The 21,118-nt window shown below is 40.7% G+C and carries 26 protein-coding genes; 5 read left to right on the top strand and 21 right to left on the bottom strand.

The window, feature by feature from the left end; all coding sequences use genetic code 11:
• Window positions 1-21: 21 nt before the first annotated feature.
• From ACGTNH_RS00345 to gvpQ, 13 genes are all read right to left on the bottom strand, one after another.
• Complete coding sequence (locus ACGTNH_RS00345; RefSeq protein ID WP_394584211.1) at window positions 22-957, bottom strand: DMT family transporter; 936 nt, start codon at window positions 955-957, stop codon at window positions 22-24.
• A gap of 94 nt (window positions 958-1,051) precedes the next feature.
• A complete protein-coding gene (gene gvpU / locus ACGTNH_RS00340; protein ID WP_394584209.1) occupies window positions 1,052-1,420 on the bottom strand; it encodes a gas vesicle accessory protein GvpU in 369 nt (122 codons plus the stop codon).
• A 19-nt stretch (window positions 1,421-1,439) separates the two neighbouring features.
• On the bottom strand, window positions 1,440-2,378 hold the full coding sequence (locus ACGTNH_RS00335; protein ID WP_394584207.1) for a hypothetical protein: 939 nt from the start codon (window positions 2,376-2,378) through the stop codon (window positions 1,440-1,442).
• A 29-nt stretch (window positions 2,379-2,407) separates the two neighbouring features.
• A complete protein-coding gene (locus tag ACGTNH_RS00330; RefSeq protein ID WP_394584205.1) occupies window positions 2,408-2,740 on the bottom strand; it encodes a gas vesicle protein in 333 nt (110 codons plus the stop codon).
• 19 nt (window positions 2,741-2,759) lie between these two features.
• Window positions 2,760-3,059: a gas vesicle protein K gene (locus ACGTNH_RS00325; RefSeq protein ID WP_394584203.1), complete on the bottom strand. Its 300-nt coding sequence runs from the start codon at window positions 3,057-3,059 to the stop codon at window positions 2,760-2,762.
• On the bottom strand, window positions 3,040-3,297 hold the full coding sequence (locus tag ACGTNH_RS00320; protein ID WP_188376904.1) for a gas vesicle protein: 258 nt from the start codon (window positions 3,295-3,297) through the stop codon (window positions 3,040-3,042). Before ACGTNH_RS00320 ends, ACGTNH_RS00325 begins: the two co-directional genes overlap by 20 nt.
• 18 nt (window positions 3,298-3,315) lie before the next feature.
• Window positions 3,316-4,116: a GvpL/GvpF family gas vesicle protein gene (locus ACGTNH_RS00315; RefSeq protein ID WP_394584201.1), complete on the bottom strand. Its 801-nt coding sequence runs from the start codon at window positions 4,114-4,116 to the stop codon at window positions 3,316-3,318.
• Between the two features lie 18 nt (window positions 4,117-4,134).
• Window positions 4,135-4,386 carry a gas vesicle protein GvpG gene (locus tag ACGTNH_RS00310; protein WP_188376902.1) on the bottom strand — a complete coding sequence of 84 codons (252 nt, stop codon included), beginning with the start codon at window positions 4,384-4,386 and terminating at the stop codon, window positions 4,135-4,137.
• Complete coding sequence (locus ACGTNH_RS00305; RefSeq protein ID WP_394584198.1) at window positions 4,383-5,174, bottom strand: GvpL/GvpF family gas vesicle protein; 792 nt, start codon at window positions 5,172-5,174, stop codon at window positions 4,383-4,385. The genes ACGTNH_RS00310 and ACGTNH_RS00305 overlap by 4 nt, the downstream gene beginning before the upstream one ends.
• Window positions 5,159-6,064 (bottom strand): gas vesicle protein GvpN, encoded by a 906-nt coding sequence (gene gvpN, locus ACGTNH_RS00300; RefSeq protein ID WP_394584196.1) that lies wholly within the window; start codon window positions 6,062-6,064, stop codon window positions 5,159-5,161. The genes ACGTNH_RS00305 and gvpN overlap by 16 nt, the downstream gene beginning before the upstream one ends.
• A 17-nt stretch (window positions 6,065-6,081) precedes the next feature.
• Window positions 6,082-6,348, bottom strand: a complete 267-nt coding sequence (gene gvpO / locus ACGTNH_RS00295) for a gas vesicle protein GvpO (protein ID WP_394584194.1) — start codon at window positions 6,346-6,348, stop codon at window positions 6,082-6,084.
• 70 nt (window positions 6,349-6,418) lie between these two features.
• Window positions 6,419-6,712, bottom strand: coding sequence for a gas vesicle structural protein GvpA (gene gvpA, locus ACGTNH_RS00290; RefSeq protein WP_394584192.1), 294 nt, complete (start codon window positions 6,710-6,712; stop codon window positions 6,419-6,421).
• A gap of 21 nt (window positions 6,713-6,733) precedes the next feature.
• A complete protein-coding gene (gene gvpQ, locus ACGTNH_RS00285; RefSeq protein ID WP_394584190.1) occupies window positions 6,734-7,330 on the bottom strand; it encodes a gas vesicle protein GvpQ in 597 nt (198 codons plus the stop codon).
• 317 nt (window positions 7,331-7,647) lie between these two features.
• Here gvpQ and ACGTNH_RS00280 point away from each other — a divergent pair, with 317 nt between their 5' ends.
• A complete protein-coding gene (locus tag ACGTNH_RS00280; RefSeq protein WP_394584188.1) occupies window positions 7,648-8,517 on the top strand; it encodes an SDR family oxidoreductase in 870 nt (289 codons plus the stop codon).
• A gap of 134 nt (window positions 8,518-8,651) precedes the next feature.
• Complete coding sequence (gene nei, locus ACGTNH_RS00275; protein ID WP_394584186.1) at window positions 8,652-9,479, top strand: endonuclease VIII; 828 nt, start codon at window positions 8,652-8,654, stop codon at window positions 9,477-9,479.
• Here nei and ACGTNH_RS00270 read toward each other — a convergent pair.
• Window positions 9,461-9,958 (bottom strand): metallophosphoesterase family protein, encoded by a 498-nt coding sequence (locus ACGTNH_RS00270; RefSeq protein ID WP_394584184.1) that lies wholly within the window; start codon window positions 9,956-9,958, stop codon window positions 9,461-9,463. The two genes, nei and ACGTNH_RS00270, sit on opposite strands and share 19 nt — an antisense overlap.
• A gap of 100 nt (window positions 9,959-10,058) precedes the next feature.
• On the opposite strand from ACGTNH_RS00270, the gene ACGTNH_RS00265 reads away from it, so the two are divergent.
• The gene (locus tag ACGTNH_RS00265; protein WP_394584183.1) at window positions 10,059-10,859 is read left to right on the top strand and encodes an alpha/beta fold hydrolase; all 801 of its coding nucleotides are present in this window, start codon (window positions 10,059-10,061) and stop codon (window positions 10,857-10,859) included.
• A 497-nt stretch (window positions 10,860-11,356) separates the two neighbouring features.
• Here ACGTNH_RS00265 and rsmG read toward each other — a convergent pair whose 3' ends face one another.
• The 7 genes from rsmG to rpmH all read right to left on the bottom strand — a co-directional run bounded on the left by rsmG (window position 11,357) and on the right by rpmH (window position 17,718).
• Window positions 11,357-12,073 carry a 16S rRNA (guanine(527)-N(7))-methyltransferase RsmG gene (gene rsmG / locus ACGTNH_RS00260; RefSeq protein ID WP_394584181.1) on the bottom strand — a complete coding sequence of 239 codons (717 nt, stop codon included), beginning with the start codon at window positions 12,071-12,073 and terminating at the stop codon, window positions 11,357-11,359.
• Between the two features lie 15 nt (window positions 12,074-12,088).
• Complete coding sequence (mnmG, locus tag ACGTNH_RS00255; protein ID WP_394584179.1) at window positions 12,089-13,978, bottom strand: tRNA uridine-5-carboxymethylaminomethyl(34) synthesis enzyme MnmG; 1,890 nt, start codon at window positions 13,976-13,978, stop codon at window positions 12,089-12,091.
• A gap of 25 nt (window positions 13,979-14,003) precedes the next feature.
• Window positions 14,004-15,380 (bottom strand): tRNA uridine-5-carboxymethylaminomethyl(34) synthesis GTPase MnmE, encoded by a 1,377-nt coding sequence (gene mnmE, locus ACGTNH_RS00250; RefSeq protein ID WP_394584177.1) that lies wholly within the window; start codon window positions 15,378-15,380, stop codon window positions 14,004-14,006.
• A gap of 309 nt (window positions 15,381-15,689) precedes the next feature.
• Complete coding sequence (gene jag / locus ACGTNH_RS00245) at window positions 15,690-16,307, bottom strand: RNA-binding cell elongation regulator Jag/EloR (protein ID WP_394584175.1); 618 nt, start codon at window positions 16,305-16,307, stop codon at window positions 15,690-15,692.
• Window positions 16,304-17,065, bottom strand: coding sequence for a YidC family membrane integrase SpoIIIJ (spoIIIJ, locus tag ACGTNH_RS00240; protein WP_394584173.1), 762 nt, complete (start codon window positions 17,063-17,065; stop codon window positions 16,304-16,306). The genes jag and spoIIIJ overlap by 4 nt, the downstream gene beginning before the upstream one ends.
• 78 nt (window positions 17,066-17,143) lie before the next feature.
• Complete coding sequence (gene rnpA / locus ACGTNH_RS00235; protein WP_394584171.1) at window positions 17,144-17,497, bottom strand: ribonuclease P protein component; 354 nt, start codon at window positions 17,495-17,497, stop codon at window positions 17,144-17,146.
• A gap of 86 nt (window positions 17,498-17,583) precedes the next feature.
• Window positions 17,584-17,718: a 50S ribosomal protein L34 gene (rpmH, locus tag ACGTNH_RS00230; RefSeq protein ID WP_188376886.1), complete on the bottom strand. Its 135-nt coding sequence runs from the start codon at window positions 17,716-17,718 to the stop codon at window positions 17,584-17,586.
• 666 nt (window positions 17,719-18,384) lie between these two features.
• Here rpmH and dnaA point away from each other — a divergent pair.
• Together dnaA and dnaN are read left to right on the top strand one after the other, a co-directional pair.
• Window positions 18,385-19,740, top strand: coding sequence for a chromosomal replication initiator protein DnaA (dnaA, locus tag ACGTNH_RS00225; RefSeq protein ID WP_394584168.1), 1,356 nt, complete (start codon window positions 18,385-18,387; stop codon window positions 19,738-19,740).
• A gap of 165 nt (window positions 19,741-19,905) precedes the next feature.
• Window positions 19,906-21,048: a DNA polymerase III subunit beta gene (gene dnaN, locus ACGTNH_RS00220; RefSeq protein WP_394584166.1), complete on the top strand. Its 1,143-nt coding sequence runs from the start codon at window positions 19,906-19,908 to the stop codon at window positions 21,046-21,048.
• Window positions 21,049-21,118: the final 70 nt, after the last annotated feature.

The following is a 21,118-nucleotide window of genomic DNA, read 5'->3' as shown; positions in this document are numbered from 1 at the left end:
TAACACCCCCCTTAAGTCCTGCTACTTTTGAGTCTTTCTTTCTAAAACCGCAGTCTGATCAGTTAATTTCTTCTTCCCTCTCAGTCTTCCTCCTTGAGTTGTTAGTAAAACGCCTATCATCACAATAGATGCTCCTATTATGTGCATACGTGTAATCTTTTCCCCCAGCCACAATCCTGCACCCAGCATAGTGACTACTGGAAGAAGGTTTAAAAAAATGGACGCTTTGGAGGCACTCAGCAATTCAACTGCTCGATTGTAAAAAATTAAAGCAATAAAAGAAGGAAAAATCCCCAGATACAAAAGCCCAGCTACATATTCTCTGCTGAAAATCGCGGGAATCCCCAAAATCATCCATTCGACAATGACTGCTGGCAGAAGAAAAATGACACCTGCCCCTGTAATCACAAGTACAGCTCCATATGGGGGAAAGCGGAACATATAAAGTTTCACAAAGATAGAGTAGAGCGCCCACGATAGAATAGCACCAACCATAATGATGTCACCTATGTTCCACTGCAAATGAGTGATTTGAAATAAACGTCCATCCACAATAACCCATATCGATCCAAAGAGAGAGAGCAAGACGCCGGCGGACTGGATCTGATTTATTTTTTCTTTTAGTAAGTAAATACTAAAGATCACGGTTACCGCTGGAATGGCTGATTCTAATATGGCGGCATTGGAAGACGAAGTAAATTGCAGTGATGCATAAATAAAGGTGTTGAACAAAGCGATGCCTGATAAAGACAAGGCTAAGACCGGCTTTTTGTTTTCCAAAAACAAGGACTTGTGATTAATAACACTGCGGTATCCAATCGGTAACAAAACCGTAAAGGCAATAAGCAGCCTGAAGAATGTAATCGTTAAAGGGGGCAGGTCATTAATAGCTTTTCCGATTAGTAGATTTCCAGCATACATAAACACGACAAGAATCATTAAGACATAAGGATACAAACAGACCCTCCCCCTCCCTAAAATTATACTCTATCTATTAAATTACCACTCTTTCATTCCAAAAAAAAGAGAAGCGGTGATGGTCCCGCTCCTTCTAGTCTTCACTTGAGATTTTACCTAAGAAAAATCCATCAACTTCATCAAGTTTTCCTCTCCATTCAAATTCTCCTTCAGAAGGGGTAGGATCACCGTCACCGTTGTAAACTTGAGCATTTTTCAAGTGGATATAAGAAACGTCCCCATTTGATTCTTCTTTTGCTGCCTTACTTGCTTCAGCTAACTTCTCACTGATAGCTTGAGAAATGTCGTTTCCCTCTTCAAAAACATTAGAGATGCCTTCTAAATAATCTTCCGCCGACATCGTTGTGCCTGATACAAGGGCACCATTAATATTAAGTGTAATATCTAAAGAAAAGTCATAATTGTTCGCTGCTTTCACGAATGTTACAAGTACGTCATCCATTCCAGTTCCTCCTTCTTATTTAGCCTTTTGTAGTATCATCATTATTAGATACAGTCGTTTTCTTCCTTGTCGTTGATTTGCTGTTTGATTTGGAAGCACTAGATTTACTCTTCTGTGAAGAAGGTTTATTTTCAGCGTTCTCATCTTTTTTTGTTGATTTCTTTGGCGTTGATTTAGAAGAACTGCTGCTCTTTGTAGACTTCGAAGCTGGTTTTTTAGCGGACTTTTGCTTATTGCCCTGATACTCTTCTTCTTCCTCGTCTTGATCTTCTTCAGCTTCTTCTTCTGTCTCTTCTGCTTGTTTTGCTTTCTTAGGCTGCTTTTCTGATTCTTCTTCTGTTTCTTCTTTTTCAGGAGCTTCTGTCGTGGCTGCTACTTCTTCATTACTTGCTTCTTTTTCTTCACTTTCTTCTTCCTCAGCTTCTTCTTCCTCAGCTTCTTCTTCGCTGTTATCTTCATTTACGTCTTCCGACTGATTTTGATTTTCTTGTTCTTCTGTTTCAGAAGCTTCCGTGGTAGCTGCTGCTTCTTCATTGCTTGCTTCTAATTCTTCATTCTCTTCCTCTAGTTCTTCTTCGTCTTGGTCCTCGTTTTTATTTTTGGATCTTTTTAATTTTCCAGCTGCACTTTTCGTTTTTTCCTTCGTCGAATCTTTAGCATTTACAGCTTTTTCTTTGGTGCCTTTTGCTTTTTCTTTAGTGCTTTCTGCTGTTTCTTTCGTTTTGTCTTTTGCTTTTTTCACACCCGAACTGACTTTGCTGCCAGCCTTCTTACCTTTTTCTTTGAGTCCTTCTTTCTCTTCCGTATTCTCCTGGTCCTCGGATTGGCTCGACTGGTTCTGTTTGCGGGGACGCATAATTAAACCTGCAGCCGTACCTAATAACCCTCCAATGATCGCTCTAGTAAATGTCTCATTGTTCTGATTGTTCTGATTGTTTTTCCCTGAATTCTCTCCCATTTTCATCCGCTCCTCTTGGCTATTTTTTATTAAACAAAGCGATTGGTTTGTCCAGCATTTTTTTCCAGCTGTTCAATTCGCTTTTGTAACTCTTTATTTTCTTCTTCAAGGTGCTTCGTATTCTGCTCGGCAGCTTTGGAATTTAAGAATGGATCCGTTTCCCACCAGTCCATTCCAATTTCTTTCGCTTTATCAACTGAAGCTACGATTAAGCGGATTTTAATCGTTAATAACTCTACATCCGCTATACCAACTCGTATATCTCCAGCGATCACAACACCCTTATCCAGCACGGTTTCCAATACATCAACAATACTGTTCCCTCGTGTCGAATGTTCGATGCCATTATTTTCAATAGCCATTGTTGGTCACTCTCCTTTCTTATAGCAGATTTCCGAGTGGACCTAGATCTATATTTAAATCTTCATCTTTTAATTCAAAGATGTCTTTTAACTCATCCATTTTTATTTCTAAATTCATGAGTGCAACTCCAAGATTCTCGATTTCTTCCTCTGTAAGGGTTCCACCATCAACACGGCGTATGGCATGACGTTCCACCAGCTGCCTTAACAACTCAATCACCGTTAAAACGAGCTGAGCTAGTCCCTGCTCTGCCCCTTCTGGATCTAAGTTAATCCGCCCGCTTTGAGGCGGTTGATGTTTAAGATCGCTCTGTGGCATAGGTTAACTCCTCCTTCTCTTGATCGAATCGTTCAGATGATAATTTCTGTGAATCCATGTTCGACTGTACGAGCGTCTCAACAGCAGAAATGAGCACACGTAAATCGAGATACACTAAATCGATCCCTGCAATCGAGATAATGATGTCTCCCTTAATGGCGACACCTTTATCCAAAACGGTATCCAGAATATCGATCAATCCTATTTCTTTGTTTTCATAGGTCTCTCTATGTGACATTGCTGACGCCTCGCTTTTTTATAAATTTGCAAAATGATAAGCCGGCCATGGACCCGTTGCTTCAAAAATCCACCCTTCCTCCTGATGGGTTTTTTTAGCCTCTGTTACTAAGGCTAAGAAGCTCTCCACCTTTTCAATGGGGACGAGATAAGCACTGTTCCAGCACATTTCTTCATCTCTTCCTGTCACATCACGATTCCAATTTTTCTTAACGGTGTCATCCACGCTGTATTGCGTGAGTTGATCATGGATCTTGGAAGAAAACTGTTCCTGCTCCTTTTCCACTTCCTGCTGGATATATTGGTCTAACTTTCGTGATTCTAAATATTGCCGGCCTTTCGACATCTGTGCAATTTCTTCTTTTTTCTTTTTTATATTTAAATTATGATCACCCACATTTTCAGTAAGTTTGTCGCGATCACAATATATTTTCAAATTCCATTCTTCCTTGCCATCCAGCTGTTGAAGGAGATCCTTCATCTGTTGATGGTAGGAATCAATCATGCTGTGAAGATTTTGTTCTGTTTTATAAATGGTGCAGAATTTCATCGGAATAATCGTTGCTTTTTCACGCAGCTTAATCAGCATCTCGTGATGATGGAACGCTTTTTCCTGCACCCATTCCATCTGATTGGTTTTTTCTTTGAGGATCTCTTCTCCAAATTCTTCTTCGTCGACATAACAGAACACAGCGGATAGATCACCATATTCTTTTACTTCAAGCTCATGTTGATTATCGATGCCTTGATAACTTGAGAAGAGGTTCTGGTTGTCTGTAGTTGTTGAAATAATTCCATATAAATAAAATAATTGACTCATCGTATAAGTCTCCCCTGTTTACCGCTTCGTTAGTTCTTCCCACTGCTCCATTTCAAGTTTCTTAGCTGTTTCATATCTCATAAGCAGTTCTTCTTCCTGCTTCTTATAGACTTCCTCTGATACTTCATCCAGCTCGTACATCATTTGAAGATGGATTAACTTTTGCTGGATGTGTTCCAGGTCATAATATTCCTTATCCACTTCTTCCTTGACGTGCTCACCAATTTTCACAATCATGTCAATCGGAAAAGTGAATAGTTTCTGTATCATGTGCTCTCCTCCACTTTTAATTTAATATTAATAAAGTTATAAGCCGGCCAAGGGCCTGTGTACTTAAAGTCGACTTTATCCTGCCATTTATCGTGAAGTTCGTTCACCTTACTATCAAACTGCTCCTCTTTACTTCGATCGATCAGGTAAGAGCCGTTAAGCAGCATCTTCTCACCTATCGGATCATTCGCTTTAGCAGAAGCTGAAAGTTTAACTAAAGGTTCATGAATATCCTGTTCGATTTCTTTCTGTAACGATTGAAAGAACTTCTGCGCCATTTCACCCAGCTTCATGCGGTCGAAATAACCGGCGTCTTCCGATTTCTTCGCTACTGTGCTTTTTTGTTCCATGACTTTAGAGTTTTTAGAGATTTGGCTTTCCAACCATTCTTTCTTTCCAACGACTTTTAAGCCAACTTCAATCTTCCCTTTGATCTGCGGGAACAATTTTGATAACTGTGGATAAAGATTCTTCAGAAGTACTTCTACATCTTCTTCTGATTGAAACACATTTCCAAAGCTGATAGGTACTACAGTATCTTCATTAGCCATTACATTAGATATGACCTGCTGGTGAAGCATAAGATTGTCTTTATTAGGATGGTAAATTTTCATCGGTACTTCTGCAGCGACCATGGCCGCATCTTGATAATGAATCGTAAATGTCTGACGATCTTCTCCTTCAAAATGAATCGTGCCAAATTCTTTCTTCTCATTCGTTTGAATACTGCAAAAGATATAAATACCGGTTTCTTGTTCCACTTTAGCTCCCCCTATACTTCCTTGCATTCCTCTAAAATTTTCTCTTTTAACTCTTCAAATGATTCGTCTGAACATGCCCGTAAAGGAAATAAAGTAATATCCAGGCAGACGTCCTGAAACTCAGGATTATCCCCTTTAACTTTAATATTATAGCGCTCTACGACTTGAGCTATCATAATGGAGGAGCGTAAGCTTAAGCTTGCCACGTCATTTTCACATAAACCTCTGACGCGATTAACAAAACCTACGATGGCCGAAGCTTTCTTCTCGCTGATTTTTGTTTTCTTCGTGACAATGGCGGTCTCCGCTTCCTCATCCATATATTCCACTGGCAACGTTACCATTCGATCTAACAATGCGTCTTGAGACTGATAGACCCCCGCATACTCCGCCGGGTTACTCGTAAAGATGATGGAGAAATCCGGGTGAACATCAATAAATGATTCTGTACGTTTTGTTCCATACAGCGGGAGAATCTTTTCCTCTAAGATCGATAAAAATAAATTATTGGTTTCTGGCTGAGACCGGGTAAACTCGTCATAAACAACGGTATATCCTTCCTTAACCGCTTCATACAGACGTCCATTGACCCATTCCTCTGAAATATTTTCCTCTATCTTATGAACGGTGCGAACAAAATTATCATTGAGTTTTTTCCGTCTATAACCGGTATACGCCCCAATGAGATCCTCATTCGATAAATCCTTGTTTCCGTTTATGAGAAGGACTGGTCTTTTCCGCTGTTTTGCGATATGGAGAGCAAGGGTGGTTTTTCCAATCCCTGAAGGTCCGGTAAAATGAACAGGATAGCCAGTGGAAAGATAGCGTAAGGATCGTTTAATTAAACTTTTAAAATAAGGATCGTTGTAGACGTCCTGCTGTGATTGAGGTTTAATGCTTCCTGTTAAACTCGTCATTCTCTGCCCTCCCTGCTCTATTCAGCCTGCTGCTCTTCCAGATCACTGCGGAAACGAAGACTGATCCGGTTGAATTCTGTTACTTCTTTATCGTTATCCACCGTCACTTCATACAGCCCGATCATTTCGTCATGAGCGTATCTCCGCATATACTCTCGTTCTTCAATAACTTCTACAAGTACTCTCCACCCTTCATCTTCCTCTTGTTTTTTAACAGAGATGATCTTATGAGGCGGAGCAATATGTTCTTTAAAAAACTGCGTGACATTGTCCATAATTTTCATACGTTATTCCATCACCTTCCCAAATAGATAAGAAGAAGGCTAGAGCTTCTCCTCTAGCCCTCCTTTACCTTTAAATGTTAAATTGTGCGCGCTCATTCTCCTGAGAATTTGACTGGGAGTAGTCTTGATCACCTAAGCGTCCGCCCAGGCCTTCTTCTTCTACCTCATCACGAAGCAGTCCAACTGCTTCTGCATAACGAAGCCATGTGTCCACACTCGCTACTACGACACGAGCCTCTACAGTAATAAGTTCGATTCCCACTACGTTAATTCGAACAAATGCATCAATTACAATCCCTTTATCTAGAATACGGTCAATTACTTCTGCTAAGCTTGAACTATCTGTTGATTTTTGAATAGCCATAATTGTTCTCCTCTCTCCTTTTTAAAAATAAGTTTTTATATTTTCAATTCCTTTTACATCTTTAGGGCCTTTCACTTCATCGTAACTTTTAATATTAGATACACCTTTAATATCGTTTGCACCTTTGACTTGATTGTACCCTTTGATGTTAGAAACGCCTTTAATGTCCTGTGCGCCTTTTAGCTTATTGTTACTATTAGACTTACTCAACTTTTTATTCTCGTCTATTTTTTCCTGCAGTTGTTCCCCGGATTCTTTAAATGAAGCTAAACCTTCTCGAACTTCTAATAAATTTTCCTGCATTTTATCTTGAGCTTCTTCAGCTTTTTCGTGGACTTTTTCTGCATTTTCTTCTTTCTTCTCTTGCAGGTTTTCAGTTAATTTATTAGCTTTCGATTGCAGCTGCTTTTTAAACTGCTTACGAACTTGATCGCTCATTTCGTCTTTTACTTCTTCTTCAGCGTGTTCTTTGGCTTCAATTGGATCATCGGATTTTTTTACAACTCTAGAAACGCGGGGCCATTGGTTTTTTACAGCTCTTGCTGTTTTCTTCATACCCCCTTCAACTTTGCTCAACATCCCTTTTGATTCGTTGTTCTCGTTTCCATTTTGGGTCAAATTCCACCATCCTTTATGTCACCATAATCTCGTCCTACATAAGGTACGTTCCCATATGTAAAAACTTAAAAACCTTTCTCACACGTCTTTTTTTAGAATTTGGGATATTATTCATGCATTATTACAAAGGGCGAAGAAGGAAACCTGAAAAACCCTTGTATAATGCGCGTTTAAGCTGAATTCAAAAAAGCATTGTTACAAATATTACTAAATTATTTTATTTTAAAATAATGTTTTGATTAAAAGTTTTAGTTTGAGATTTGCATGACGTGGAATCAATGTAAAAGAATAGGAATCGAATCAAGGAGGAATAAGAAATGGATCGTATGAATCGACAAACACAAGGACAGCCGGGCCAACAACAAGAAAATCAGCCTGGTGTAGAGCCAAAGATGGATCCCCTGCCGCTGCAGGCTGATGATGATTATCGCAGTGGAAATAAACTTGTTAATAAAATTGCTTTGATCACGGGAGGAGACAGCGGCATAGGCCGTTCCGTTGCTATTGGCTATGCCAAAGAAGGGGCCGATGTAGCGATTTCTTATCTCGACGAACACGAAGATGCAGAATACACGAAGGAAAAGGTCGAAGCGGAAGGAAGACGAGCGATTTTAATTCCCGGAGATGTTGGGGAAGAATCCGTCTGTCGAGATGCCGTCGAGCGTACCGTGAATGAATTAGGCGGCTTGGATATTTTAGTGAATAATGCAGCTGAACAACATCCAACGGAAGATATTTTGAACATCTCTACAGAACAACTGGAAAGTACATTTAAAACAAATATTTATTCCATGTTCCACTTAACGAAAGCGGCTCTTCCTCACTTGAAGAGCGGGAGTGCAATTATTAACACGGCATCTGTGAATCCTTATAAAGGAAATGCTCAGTTAGTCGATTACACAGCAACGAAAGGCGCTGTTGTTGCATTTACGCGTTCAATGGCAGAACAGTTAGTTGAGAAAGGGATTCGTGTCAATGGAGTAGCGCCAGGGCCAATTTGGACGCCGCTTATCCCGGCTACATTCCCTGAAGATAAAGTAGAGGAATTCGGAACGAATACGCCGATGGGACGACCTGGTCAGCCGGTTGAACATGTCGGAAGCTACGTTCTTCTCGCTTCTGATGATTCCACTTATATCACCGGCCAGTTTATTCATATTAACGGCGGAATGATTATGACAAGTTAACATGGAACCAAAGAAGGAACCTTCAGCGTACGGGTTCCTTCTTTTTATAATCAAGGAGAAAGGGGATATTACCGCGATTAAGTAATTAGGTTTAGGGAAGCAGGAAAAGAAATGATGTGAAGGAGAACTATATTATGCCCGAAGGACCAGAGATAAGAAAAGCAGCCGATCAAGTTGAAAAAGCCTTAAAAGATCGAACGGTTCTTGATCTTCATTTTGCTTTTCCCCACTTGCAGGATTATGAAGATGTACTTAAAGGACAAAAAGTAACAAAAGTTGATACAAAAGGAAAAGCGATGCTCATTCAATTTACGAATGACTATACCATATACTCTCACAATCAGCTGTACGGAAAATGGTATGTCCGCAATGCTTACAATTATCCTAAGACCAACCGCCAGTTACGCTTAGCAATCCATAATGAAAATAAATCGGCACTGCTTTACAGTGCTTCAGATATCGAAGTGCTGCGTAACTATGAAGTGGATCATCATCCTTTCATTGCAAAAATAGGACCTGACTTGTTAAGCGAACCGATCACGGCTGATGCCCTGGCGGCCCGCTTTAAAAGTGATCGGTTCCGACGAAGAAGATGGACCGCTCTCTTGCTGGATCAGGCTTTTATCGCTGGAATCGGCAATTATTTACGCAGTGAGATTTTATTCGTTGCAGGGATTCATCCAGAAATAAGACCAATGGATTGTACTCCTGTACAGCTTGAAAAGGCCGCTAAGGCAAGTATTGAACTCATGTGGCGTTCCTATGAGCATAAAGGTATTACCAACGACCTTGAATTGGCGGAACGTTTAAAAGCTCAAGGCGAGAAACGCTGGCAGTATCGTCACTGGGTATTTAACCGTGGAGGAGAACCTTGTCGAATATGCGGCACAGAAATTGTAAAATTCAGGGCTGCATCAAGAAGGTGCTATTTCTGCCCCAGCTGTCAAAGCAAAGAAGAATAAAAATGATGGGAAGCGTAAATATCCTCCTCGATCGTTAGTTTGCCATAAGAATAATAAGGGAGACGACGTTTATCTGTAGCCGATCCAGGATTAAACAGCATTGTCTTTTTTACGAAACGAAGCAGTGGAAGGTGAGAATGACCGAAAATAATCACGTCCACTTCTTCCTCTGCAAACTCTTCGATCACCCGCTGTTCTGTTGTCTTCTTTTCCCCATGCCCATGAACAATTCCTATAGTAAAACCTTTCACATGTAAAATTTCTCTTCTTGGAACGAGAGCTTTTATCTCGTCTCCATCTACATTTCCATATACACCCGCCAGATCGCCAAATTGCTTAATTTGTTCATATACTTCAGGCGTCTGCCAATCCCCGGCATGAATAACTAAGTCCGCCTTTTTCATCTCATCTTTAAGAACAGGAGGCAGTCCCCTGTTCTTTTTAGGCAAATGAGTATCCGATATAACGATAATTTCCATTACAGCCTGCCTCCTTTTTCATTAAGAATACATAAAAGTTTATCATTCCTAAAGCAGGGAAGATTAATATGGAAGAATTTTATAAAAGGAGTTTGATGGGATGTCACATTCAATAGAAGTCGATCACCACGTTGAACTGTTCGTACAAGATATTGGAGAAGGTCAGCCCATAGTGTTTATTCACGGCTGGCCCGTCAATCACCAAATGTTTGAATATCAAATGAATGAACTGCCGAAAAAAGGCTATCGTTTTATCGGGATTGATCTACGAGGGTTCGGTCAATCGGACAAACCGGCTTTTGGCTATGATTACGACACGCTCGCCCATGATATCAAAGTGGTAGTAGAATATTTGCAGTTGAAAAATTTTTATTTAGCGGGATTCTCTATGGGAGGTCCGATTTCCATAAGATACGCGACAAAATACGCGAATGATGAATTAGCTAAATTGATCTTAATTGGTGCGGCTGCGCCCAGCTTTACGCAAAGAGACGGATTCAACTTCGGGATGCCAAAAGAAGAAGTCACTGGTCTCATTGATGCAATTAAGCAGGACCGTCCAGCTGCCCTTACAGAGTTTGGCAGCAATTTTTATGAAACCACGACATCAGAAGCGCTGCAGGAATGGTTTCTCGGTTTAGGACTCCAGGCCGCTGCGCACGCAACAATCGGCTGTGCGGAATCACTGCGAGACGAGGATTTACGAGGAGAGCTTGATCAAATCAAAGTGCCCGTCTTACTTATGCATGGGAAAAAGGACGAAATTTGCGACTATCAATTTGCGCTCGAGCTGCAGAAAGGAATCCCTGACAGTCAGTTAATTACATTTGAAGAAAGCGGCCATGGTCTTGTGTATGATGAAAAAGTTAAGTTTAACGAAGAATTACTGAAATTATTATAGTACGATAAAAAACGCCCTGCTTTTCTGAGAAAAAGCAGGGCGTTTTCAACCTGTAGTAAAAGCTTGGATAGATATAGGAGCACACAGTATCTCCATTTTGTCTGGAGAAAAGAAACTGGAAATAGAGTCGCTTCTACGAGTTTTTCCCTGTCTGCTTGTCCCGCGGGAGTCTCCTCTTTTTCCATCACTTTTTATAAGAATGGGCGTTGGAGCCATTGTAAAACAGACGCTCTAAAAGCCTCTGGTTTATTAGTAGACGGCTTTTACAATATTTCCACTGGTTTCTTTTATCGATAAAGGTTTTAGGAAACGGCGACACTCCTATGGGAGATACGAATAAGGTGTGACCCCGGAAGGCTGATAAAGCCTGAGGAGGCACACCATTCGCCCATGGAAAGGGAGTCGTTTCCTAAAACCCTTTCCTCTTCCTAATACAAGAAATGTTTACTCTACGAGGTGAAAGAAAGAACTAAGTTTCTCTCTTTCACCCCTACTTTTTATTCAATCGGTGCTTTATTCGGTGTTCCCGCTTTACGCGGGTATTTTTTTGGTGTTTTCCGGCGTTTTTCAATCAACGCAATGTTACGCTCGCTGCCTTCCTCTGGAAGCTCAAACGTGTGGACATCGATTAACTCACCGCCTACAGTTTGAATCGCTACCTTTGCATCCTGAAGTTCTTCTTCTAAGTTCGGCCCCTTCATCGCCATAAAGACGCCGCCCTTTTCCGTTAAAGGTAAGCAAAGTTCACTTAGTACCGACATGCGGGCAACTGCACGCCCCATCACGAGATTGTAGCCTTCACGGAACTTTGGATTTTTACCGAAGTTCTCTGCACGATCGTGATAAAAAGCGACATCCTTCAGCCCTAATTCATGGGCTAAGTGGTTTAAAAAGGTGATACGTTTCTTCAATGAATCGACAATCGTCACTTTTAAGTGAGGAAAAACGATTTTTAATGGAATACTGGGAAAACCAGCCCCCGCTCCCACATCACAAATACGAAGCGGCTGAGTAAAATCATAATAAAACGCTGCGGTTAATGAATCGTAGAAGTGTTTTAAATACACGCCTTCTTCATCTGTGATCGCAGTTAAATTCATCTTCTCATTCCACTCCACCAGGATCTTAAAATAGTGTTGAAATTGTTTCTCCTGCTGCTCATTAAGTTCAATTCCTTGTTCTTTTAGTGCTGTTAGAAAGGTTTTCGTATCCATAGAGTCATCCTTTCCTTATTCGCCGGAAACGCGGGCAATTTTGCCTTGCTCAATATAGACAAGCAGGATGGAAACGTCTGCAGGATTAACACCGGACACACGAGAAGCCTGACCGACTGATAATGGGCGGACTTCTTTTAAACGCTCGCGTGCTTCCGTTGCTAAGCCGTGTACATCATCGTAATCAATATCTTCAGGTATTGTTTTTGTTTCCATTTTACGCATGCGTTCAATCTGTTCAAGCGCCTTTTTAATATAGCCCGTGTATTTGACCTGAATTTCTACTTGCTCAGCTACGTCATCGCTTAAAGGTACTTCACTCGGTGTCAGCTTTGCGATTACGTCATATTTCATTTCAGGACGACGAAGAAGATCCATGGCACGAACCGCTTCTTTTAACGGGCTTCCGCCTGATGCTTCAATCGCTGCTTGAACGTCTTCTGTCGGTTTTAAAATTACGCTGTCTAAACGTTTCTTCTCTTCTTCGATCAAACGCTTTTTCTCAAGGAAGCGTTCATAGCGTTCATCTGAAATCGTTCCGATACGGTGACCAATTTCAGTTAGGCGCAGATCTGCATTATCGTGACGAAGCATTAAACGGAATTCAGCGCGAGACGTAAGCAAACGATACGGCTCATCCGTTCCCTTTGTAACAAGGTCGTCGATCATGACGCCGATATAGCCCTGGGAGCGATCTAAGATCAGCGTCTCTAGATCAAGAGCTTTAGCTGCAGCGTTAATTCCAGCCATTAAGCCTTGACCCGCTGCTTCTTCATAGCCTGAGGTTCCATTGATCTGCCCTGCTGTAAACAGCCCGCTGATTTGCTTCGTTTCAAGTGTCGGCCACAATTTCGTCGGTACGACTGAATCATACTCAATCGCATAGCCTGCACGCATGATTTCTGCTTTCTCTAACCCAGGTACTGTCTCCATCATCTGCTTCTGTATAAATTCCGGCAGAGATGTTGAAAGTCCTTGAACGTATACTTCTTCCGTGTCACGTCCTTCTGGTTCAAGGAAGATCTGGTGACGCGGTTTATCGTTAAAGCGTACAATTTTATCTTCAATGGATGGGCAGTAACGCGGCCCTGTCCCTTTAATCATTCCGGAGTACATGGCGGATAATCCAAGATTATCGTTAATGATTTTATGCGTTTCTTCGTTGGTATACGTCAGCCAGCAAGGAATCTGATCGGTAATAAAGTCCGTCGTTTCATAAGAAAAGAAACGCGGCTCCTCTTCACCCGGCTGAATTTCAGTTTTAGAATAATCAATCGTACGGCTGTTTACACGCATTGGTGTTCCTGTTTTAAAACGGACCATTTCAATGCCAAGCTCCTCCAGCTGCTCTGAAAGAGATACAGAGGTACGCTGGTTGTTTGGTCCACTTTCATAAGAAAGATCGCCAATGATGACGCGTCCGCGCATGAAAGTACCGGTTGTCACGATAACAGTCGGTGCGTAGTACGCAGCTTTTGTTTCCGTAACGACCCCTTTAATCTGGTCGTCTTCCACGAGCAGTTTCTCCACCATTCCTTGACGAAGCGTCAAGTTCTCCTGGCTTTCCAATACTCGTTTCATTTCTTTAATATATAAAGGCTTATCTGCCTGCGCGCGAAGCGCACGTACAGCTGGTCCTTTTCTTGTATTTAGAAGACGCATTTGAATATGCGTTTTATCTATTACCTTGCCCATCGCACCGCCTAAAGCGTCGATTTCACGGACGACAACACCTTTTGCCGGTCCGCCAATGGACGGGTTACACGGCATAAAAGCAACCAAATCTAAGTTTAGTGTCAGCATAAGCGTTTTTGCCCCGCGTTTAGCAGCAGCAAGCCCGGCTTCCACTCCAGCATGACCGGCACCAATTACAATTACATCATAATGCCCTGCATCGTAAGTCATTTTGGTCGTCTCTCCTTTTATTATTTTATTTCCCTAAGCAAAACTGTGAAAACAGTTGATCAATTAAACTTTCGTGAACGGCATCTCCAATAATTTCTCCCAGCAGCTCCCATGTTCTCGTAACATCAATCTGCACGACATCAATAGGAACGCCCATATCCATACCGTTTTGCGCATCTTCTAAAGCCTGCCTGGCTTGCTTCAGCAATTGCACGTGGCGAACATTGGATACATATGTCATATCGCCGGCATCCAAATCACCTTCAAAGAACGTGTTTGCGATGGCGTTTTCGAGTTGATCGATGCCTTCCTCACGAATGAGTGCTGTCGATATAACGTCATGATCAGCTGCTAATCTTTTGACTTCATCAAAATCCAGCTTCTGATCAAGGTCCATTTTATTAACGATAACGATAACATTCATGTCATGAACCGCTTCAAAAAGCTTCCGGTCTTCTTCGGTCAATTCATCTCCATAGTTTAACACGAGAAGAATAAGGTCGGCTTCTTTTAATACTTGCCTGGAACGTTCCACGCCGATTCGTTCGACAATATCTTCTGTTTCACGAATTCCGGCTGTATCTATTAATCGGAGGGGCACACCGCGGACGTTAACGTATTCTTCAATCACGTCTCGCGTTGTTCCCGGAACCTCCGTTACGATAGCTTTATTTTCATGGACGAGTGCATTCATAAGAGAAGATTTACCAACGTTCGGCCTGCCAATGATAGCTGTCCCGAGTCCTTCTCTTAAAATTTTACCCTGGCGAGCTGTTTCCAGGAGGTTGTCTACTTCTTCTAAAACTTCCTTCGTCTTCTCGCGCATCATGTCATTCGACATTTCTTCCACATCATCATATTCAGGGTAATCGATATTAACCTCCACGTGGGCTAGTGTTTCAAGCAGCTTTTGTCGAAGGTCTTGAATCAAATGAGATAATCTTCCGTCCATCTGTTTTAAAGCAACGTTCATCGCTCGATCCGTTTTCGCCCGGATCAGATCCATAACGGCTTCCGCCTGGGAAAGGTCGATTCGGCCGTTCATGAAGGCGCGTTTCGTAAATTCTCCAGGCTCAGCTAAGCGGGCCCCGCTGGCTAATGCTATTTCTAATACACGATTAACGGACACAAGTCCGCCATGACAGTTGATCTCAACAACATCTTCTCTTGTGAAAGTTTTCGGTGCCCTCATAATTGAAACCATGACTTCTTCGGCCATTTCATCTGTTTGTGGATCCATTAATTTTCCATAATGCATGGTATGGGAATCCACCTGATTTAAATCTTTTCCTCGAAATAGAGTATCTGCAATGGGTACAGCCTCAGGACCGCTTAATCGAACGATAGCGATAGCTCCTTCTCCCATTGGTGTTGATATCGCCGTTATCGTATCCATTTCCACACGCGGTCACCTCCTTTAATTTTTAACATCTATATTTATCCACAAGGGGATAAAAGCAGGTAAAGAACTGCTTAAATTTTAAACTCACTAACATAATAGATTATCACATCAAGGGGTGTTTTGGGAAGACTTAAGAAAAATTATCCACATGGGGATAACTTTCTATACCATTAAAATTTACTAAGATAGGTGCAAGCGCTCTGGGAGATAATATATGCCTAAACCAAACACCTATCGGTTTGAGGATTATTTTATAAATTTCTAAAACAATAAAAAATACTTCTGCCATTTTTGACAGAAGCATTTCTATTAAACCGGACGGATGACAATATGACGTTTTGGGTCATTTCCTGCAGAATCCGTTTCTACTTTATCGTTATCTTGCAATGCCGCATGAATAATCTTTCTTTCATAGGACGGCATTGGTTCCAGTTTTACGGCTTCTCCGATCCGAAGCGCCTTATCAGCTAATCGATGAGCTAAGTTTTCAAGCGTTTCTTTACGTCTTTCTCGATAGTTTTCTGCGTCGAGTACGATCGTAAAGTACTGATCCGTTTCTCTATTGACGGCTAACTGAGCTAAATATTGCAGTGAATTAAGAGTTTGTCCACGTTTACCGATCAACATGGCGATTTTCTCACCTGTCATTTCAATAAATATGTCTCGCCCGCTTGTCTCTGATTTTACTTGAACAGGGGCCCCCATTTGTTCTGCTACTTCTAAGATGAATGTTTCAGCGTCCTGCACAGGATCCTTCTGAATAGCGACTTTAACGATCGCCGGCTTTGTTCCAAATACTCCAAAAAACCCTTTTTTACCTTCATCAATGACTTCAACATTTACTTGGTCCTTTGATGTTTGTAATTGTTCTAGTGCTGATTGGACCGCTTCTTCAACTGTAGTACCAGTAGCAGTCAGCTGCTTCACTTGGCCGTGCCTCCCGTCGTATCTTTCATCATTGGCTTACGAATAAATAAAGTTTGTAAGATCATAACGATGTTACCGACGATCCAGTATAACGCTAGTGCTGATGGGAAGAAGAATGCAAAGGTACCGATCATTAACGGCATGATATAAAGCATCATCTGCATCTGCGGGTTCTGCGCCGCTGCTCCTCCGGCCATCATAAGTTTTTGCTGTAAGAATGTCGTGGCGGCTGTCAAGATCGCTAAGAATGGATCTGCTGTCCCTAGCTGCAGCCATAAGAAATCATGCGTTTGAATAGTCTCAGTCCGCATAATCGCATGATAAAACCCAATTAATACCGGCATCTGCACGACGATTGGTAAACAACCAGCCAGCGGGTTCACTCCATTTTTCTGGAAGAGCTGCATCGTTTCCTGCTGAAGCTGCTGCTGAGTTTTTTGGTCTTTCGAACTATATTTTTGGCGTAATTCTTGAAGCTGAGGTTGTATTTCCTGCATTGCTTTTGAACTTTTCAGCTGCTTTACGTTTAGTGGAAGTAATACTAATCGAATAATGATCGTTACAATAATGATCGACAATCCATAGCTTCCGTTTGTCGAATCTGCAAAAAATTGTAGTGTTTGAGATAGTGGATAAACGATATATTCATTCCAAAAACCTGTACTATCCTTGGTGATTTCCTGATTAATTTCGGTACACCCGGATAAGAACGTAAGCACACCTGTCATCGCAAGTAATGCTATCCATTTGTTACGCAACGTCCTTCCTCCTTATACATTCACTTTCACTATAAGATAGTGTAGCACTTTTTAATAGGTAATGACTATATAAAAATGTCAGTTTCGCGACTTCTTCTTCAGCAGCCTGGATTTATGAAGAACATGAGTCAAGCTGCTTTTTATTTCATGAAACCTCATTTGATGAGTTGGTTTTCTGGCAATAATAACGAGGTCGTAATCGGATTGAATTTGATCCTCCAACTCATGAAAGGCTTGTCTTAAGTATCTTTTAATCTGGTTCCTCATAACGGCATGTCCAATTTTTTTACTTACCGACAGACCAATTCGAAAATGGGACTGATCCTTTTTCTTTAAATAATAAAGGACAAGCTGCCGATTTGCGAATGACTGACCATGGTGAAAGACTTGTTGAAATTCTTTATTTTTTTTAATCCGGTAAGTTTTCTTCATGATCTTATGCCCCTTCGTAAAGAAAAGCGCTCTCGCCCTCATCTAAACTTTAACTAGAAAAAAAGACCACTGAGGAATTCAGTGGCCTATGCTGATAATACTTTTCTTCCTTTGCTGCGGCGGCGAGCAAGAACTCTGCGACCATTCTTCGTGCTCATGCGGCTGCGGAAGCCATGTACTTTCTTACGTTTACGATTATTTGGTTGAAATGTGCGTTTCATTATATATACACCTCCTGAGGAAAATTCCAATTACATTACATACATCTAAAAGGCAGTCCCGATAATTATAATCAATTGCTATTTTTATGTCAATCCTAAATGAGTAGAATTCTAAGGTTAAGAAATAGCAACAGTTATATAACAGAAGCTGTTACATAACAATAAGAGGTGCGTAAAATAGACTTATTTAGAGAACATTCACACCGGTTGTGTATAATTTTTTTGACCAAATTAGAGTATCCACAACAAATATCGACAAGATAATCACAAAATCTAGTGTTGTGGAGGAATATTATCTACAAGGTGTGGGGCTTGTGGATAAGTTTGTCCAAAGCATTGCATGAAGTGATTTTATCTGGTATTATATTTGTGTTTAAGCGTGAATTAATTTCATGGACCGAAAAAACTATACACAGACTGTGGATAACGTGTGGACATTTATTAACAGAGTTGTTAAAACACTTATCAACACTCTTGTGGATAATGAAAATAACATGGATGATCCTGCACGGTACACGAATTAATGCATCCACACTTTTTACGAAGGAAAAGTCGTTTACACATTACACAAACATTGTACAATAGCCTTTCGATCTTTCGGTGTCGTTCGAAAAAGAGAACGGAAGGCTTTTTTGTTTTCTTTAAACGGAAGAAAGGGGTGAAATCTTGGAGAATATACACGAATTATGGGATAACACGTTAGAGAAAATGAAAGAAAAAATTAGTAAACCGAGCTTCGAAACTTGGTTGAAAGCCACAAAAGCAGATTCTCTCAGCGACAATACCCTGACGATTGTAGCTCCAAATGAGTTCGCACGCGATTGGCTCGAAAACCAGTATGAAGGGCTGATCGTCGAGACTTTACATGAAGTAACTGGAGCTCAATTATCTACTAAATTCATTATTCCAGAGACGAAAGATGATAGTCTCGATGATGTGAAGCTGGCAGATAAAAAAGTACCTGATGTTAGAAATTCAGGAAATGATGAATCAACCCAGAGCATGCTTAATTCCAAGTATACCTTTGACACATTTGTTATTGGATCAGGAAACAGATTCGCCCATGCCGCTTCACTAGCTGTAGCCGAGGCGCCGGCAAAAGCCTATAACCCTTTGTTCATCTACGGTGGCGTAGGACTTGGAAAAACACACTTGATGCATGCGATTGGACATTATGTACTGGATCACAATCCCAATGCGAAGGTTGTCTATCTATCATCTGAGAAATTTACAAATGAGTTTATTAATTCAATTCGAGACAACAAAGCCGTCAACTTTCGTAATAAATACCGAAGTGTCGACGTTTTATTAATTGATGATATTCAATTCTTAGCTGGAAAAGAACAAACCCAGGAAGAATTTTTCCATACATTTAATACGCTTCATGAAGAAAGTAAACAAATTGTGATCTCTAGTGACCGTCCACCTAAAGAGATCCCTACTTTAGAAGATCGGCTGCGTTCAAGGTTTGAGTGGGGCTTAATCACGGATATCACCCCTCCTGATCTTGAAACAAGGATAGCTATTCTAAGGAAAAAAGCCAAAGCTGAAGGCCTTGATATTCCTAACGAAGTGATGCTTTATATTGCGAATCAAATCGATACAAACATCCGTGAGCTTGAAGGTGCACTCATACGCGTTGTCGCTTATTCATCCTTAATTAATCATGATATAAACGCTTCGTTAGCAGCAGAAGCTTTAAAAGATATCATTCCAAGCTCAAAGCCGCGAGTCATTACAATTGAAGCTATTCAAGAAATGGTCGGTGAGAAATATAATATAAGATTAGAAGATTTTCCTGCTAAGAAACGTACGAAATCCGTGGCCTTTCCACGTCAAATAGCTATGTATCTATCAAGAGAACTAACAGACTTTTCTTTACCGAAGATCGGGGAGGAATTTGGAGGAAGAGATCATACAACAGTCATCCATGCCCATGAAAAAATCTCTAAAATGATTGCCACGGACCAACAATTACAGAGAGAACTTGATGAAATTACCGAACAACTAAAATCTCACTAGCTGAATAGTGTGAATAAGTGAGTCACATTGATCAACAACCTATCCACATGTGGATAGGCACGCATTCGCTATGAAAATATAGGTTATCCACAAATCCACAGCGCCTATTACTTCTATTACTACTTTTTTAAATAATAATTAATATATACAGGAGGAGTTTCTCCCATGAAATTTTCAATACAACGAGAACAATTAATGGAGAGCGTTCAAAATGTAATGAAAGCTATTTCTTCACGAACGACGATCCCGATCCTTACAGGAATTAAATTAGAAGCAACTTCAACCGGAGTAAAATTAACAGGTAGTGATTCAGATATTTCTATAGAATCATTTATACCCGCCGAAGAAGATGGAATTGTATATGTAGAAAATATTGAACCTGGAAGTATTGTTCTTCAAGCTAAGTATTTTCCTGATATCGTTCGTAAACTTCCTCAAAAGAACGTAGATATTGAGAGTGATGATAAAAGAAACGTAACGATTCGTTCAGGTAAAGCTGAATTTCACTTAAATGGACAAGATGCCGAAGAATATCCGCAGCTTCCTCAATTACATACTGAGGACAGTTTTGAACTGCCTATCGATCTATTAAAAAGTTTAATACGACAAACGGTCTTTGCTGTTTCTTCATCAGAAACTCGTCCCATTCTTACAGGTGTGCACGTAAAACTAGAGGGCGAAGAATTGGCCTTTACGGCCACTGACAGCCACCGGTTAGCTGCACGTAAAATTCCTTTGGAAAAACGTGACGGTCAAGGGGATATTCCTGCAGTAGTTATTCCTGGAAAAAGCTTAAATGAATTAAATAAGATTTTAGCTGATTCTGAAGAGACCATTGAAGTAAGCGTGACTGAAAACCAAGTGTTATTTAGAACGAAACATTTATATTTCCTGTCGCGGCTGCTGGAAGGAAATTATCCTGAAACTTCACGTCTTATTCCTGAACAAAGTAAAACGATCGTTAAAATTGACACGAAAGAGTTACTGCAATCCATTGACCGCGCTTCTTTATTAGCGAAAGAGAACCGTAACAATGTCGTCCGTTTGATTACAAAAGAAGGCAATCAAATTGAAATCAACGGAAACTCTCCAGAGGTAGGAAATGTAGTAGAAGAAGTCGTAGCCGATGAAATTAACGGAGAAGAATTAAAGATTTCATTCAGTGCTAAATATATGATGGATGCTTTAAAAGCCGTAAATTATGATCAGGTGAAAGTAGAATTTACAGGTGCTATGCGTCCTTTCGTAATACGTCCTGTGGATGACGAACAAATTTTACAGCTAATATTGCCGGTTCGTACGTATTAATTTGGAAAATCAACCGTTATGATGTGAAAATCATGACGGTTTTTTATTTTTAGTATGAAATAACGGACAA

The organism is Halobacillus sp. B23F22_1, assembly GCF_043497005.1.
GTDB lineage: Bacteria > Bacillota > Bacilli > Bacillales > Halobacillaceae > Halobacillus_A.
The sequence above is the reverse complement of the archived record's forward strand: the minus strand, read 5'-3'. Positions and strand labels throughout refer to the sequence as shown.

Coding starts and splice junctions, on each gene's coding strand:
- gvpU (WP_394584209.1), bottom strand. CDS start 1,420: ATGGATGACGTACTTGTAACATTCGTGAAAGCAGCGAACAATTATGAC.
- ACGTNH_RS00335 (WP_394584207.1), bottom strand. CDS start 2,378: ATGGGAGAGAATTCAGGGAAAAACAATCAGAACAATCAGAACAATGAG.
- ACGTNH_RS00330 (WP_394584205.1), bottom strand. CDS start 2,740: ATGGCTATTGAAAATAATGGCATCGAACATTCGACACGAGGGAACAGT.
- ACGTNH_RS00325 (WP_394584203.1), bottom strand. CDS start 3,059: ATGCCACAGAGCGATCTTAAACATCAACCGCCTCAAAGCGGGCGGATT.
- ACGTNH_RS00320 (WP_188376904.1), bottom strand. CDS start 3,297: ATGTCACATAGAGAGACCTATGAAAACAAAGAAATAGGATTGATCGAT.
- ACGTNH_RS00315 (WP_394584201.1), bottom strand. CDS start 4,116: ATGAGTCAATTATTTTATTTATATGGAATTATTTCAACAACTACAGAC.
- ACGTNH_RS00310 (WP_188376902.1), bottom strand. CDS start 4,386: ATGATACAGAAACTATTCACTTTTCCGATTGACATGATTGTGAAAATT.
- ACGTNH_RS00305 (WP_394584198.1), bottom strand. CDS start 5,174: ATGCAAGGAAGTATAGGGGGAGCTAAAGTGGAACAAGAAACCGGTATT.
- gvpN (WP_394584196.1), bottom strand. CDS start 6,064: ATGACGAGTTTAACAGGAAGCATTAAACCTCAATCACAGCAGGACGTC.
- gvpO (WP_394584194.1), bottom strand. CDS start 6,348: ATGAAAATTATGGACAATGTCACGCAGTTTTTTAAAGAACATATTGCT.
- gvpA (WP_394584192.1), bottom strand. CDS start 6,712: ATGGCTATTCAAAAATCAACAGATAGTTCAAGCTTAGCAGAAGTAATT.
- ACGTNH_RS00280 (WP_394584188.1), top strand. CDS start 7,648: ATGGATCGTATGAATCGACAAACACAAGGACAGCCGGGCCAACAACAA.
- nei (WP_394584186.1), top strand. CDS start 8,652: ATGCCCGAAGGACCAGAGATAAGAAAAGCAGCCGATCAAGTTGAAAAA.
- ACGTNH_RS00270 (WP_394584184.1), bottom strand. CDS start 9,958: ATGGAAATTATCGTTATATCGGATACTCATTTGCCTAAAAAGAACAGG.
- ACGTNH_RS00265 (WP_394584183.1), top strand. CDS start 10,059: ATGTCACATTCAATAGAAGTCGATCACCACGTTGAACTGTTCGTACAA.
- rsmG (WP_394584181.1), bottom strand. CDS start 12,073: ATGGATACGAAAACCTTTCTAACAGCACTAAAAGAACAAGGAATTGAA.
- mnmG (WP_394584179.1), bottom strand. CDS start 13,978: ATGACTTACGATGCAGGGCATTATGATGTAATTGTAATTGGTGCCGGT.
- rnpA (WP_394584171.1), bottom strand. CDS start 17,497: ATGAAGAAAACTTACCGGATTAAAAAAAATAAAGAATTTCAACAAGTC.
- rpmH (WP_188376886.1), bottom strand. CDS start 17,718: ATGAAACGCACATTTCAACCAAATAATCGTAAACGTAAGAAAGTACAT.
- dnaN (WP_394584166.1), top strand. CDS start 19,906: ATGAAATTTTCAATACAACGAGAACAATTAATGGAGAGCGTTCAAAAT.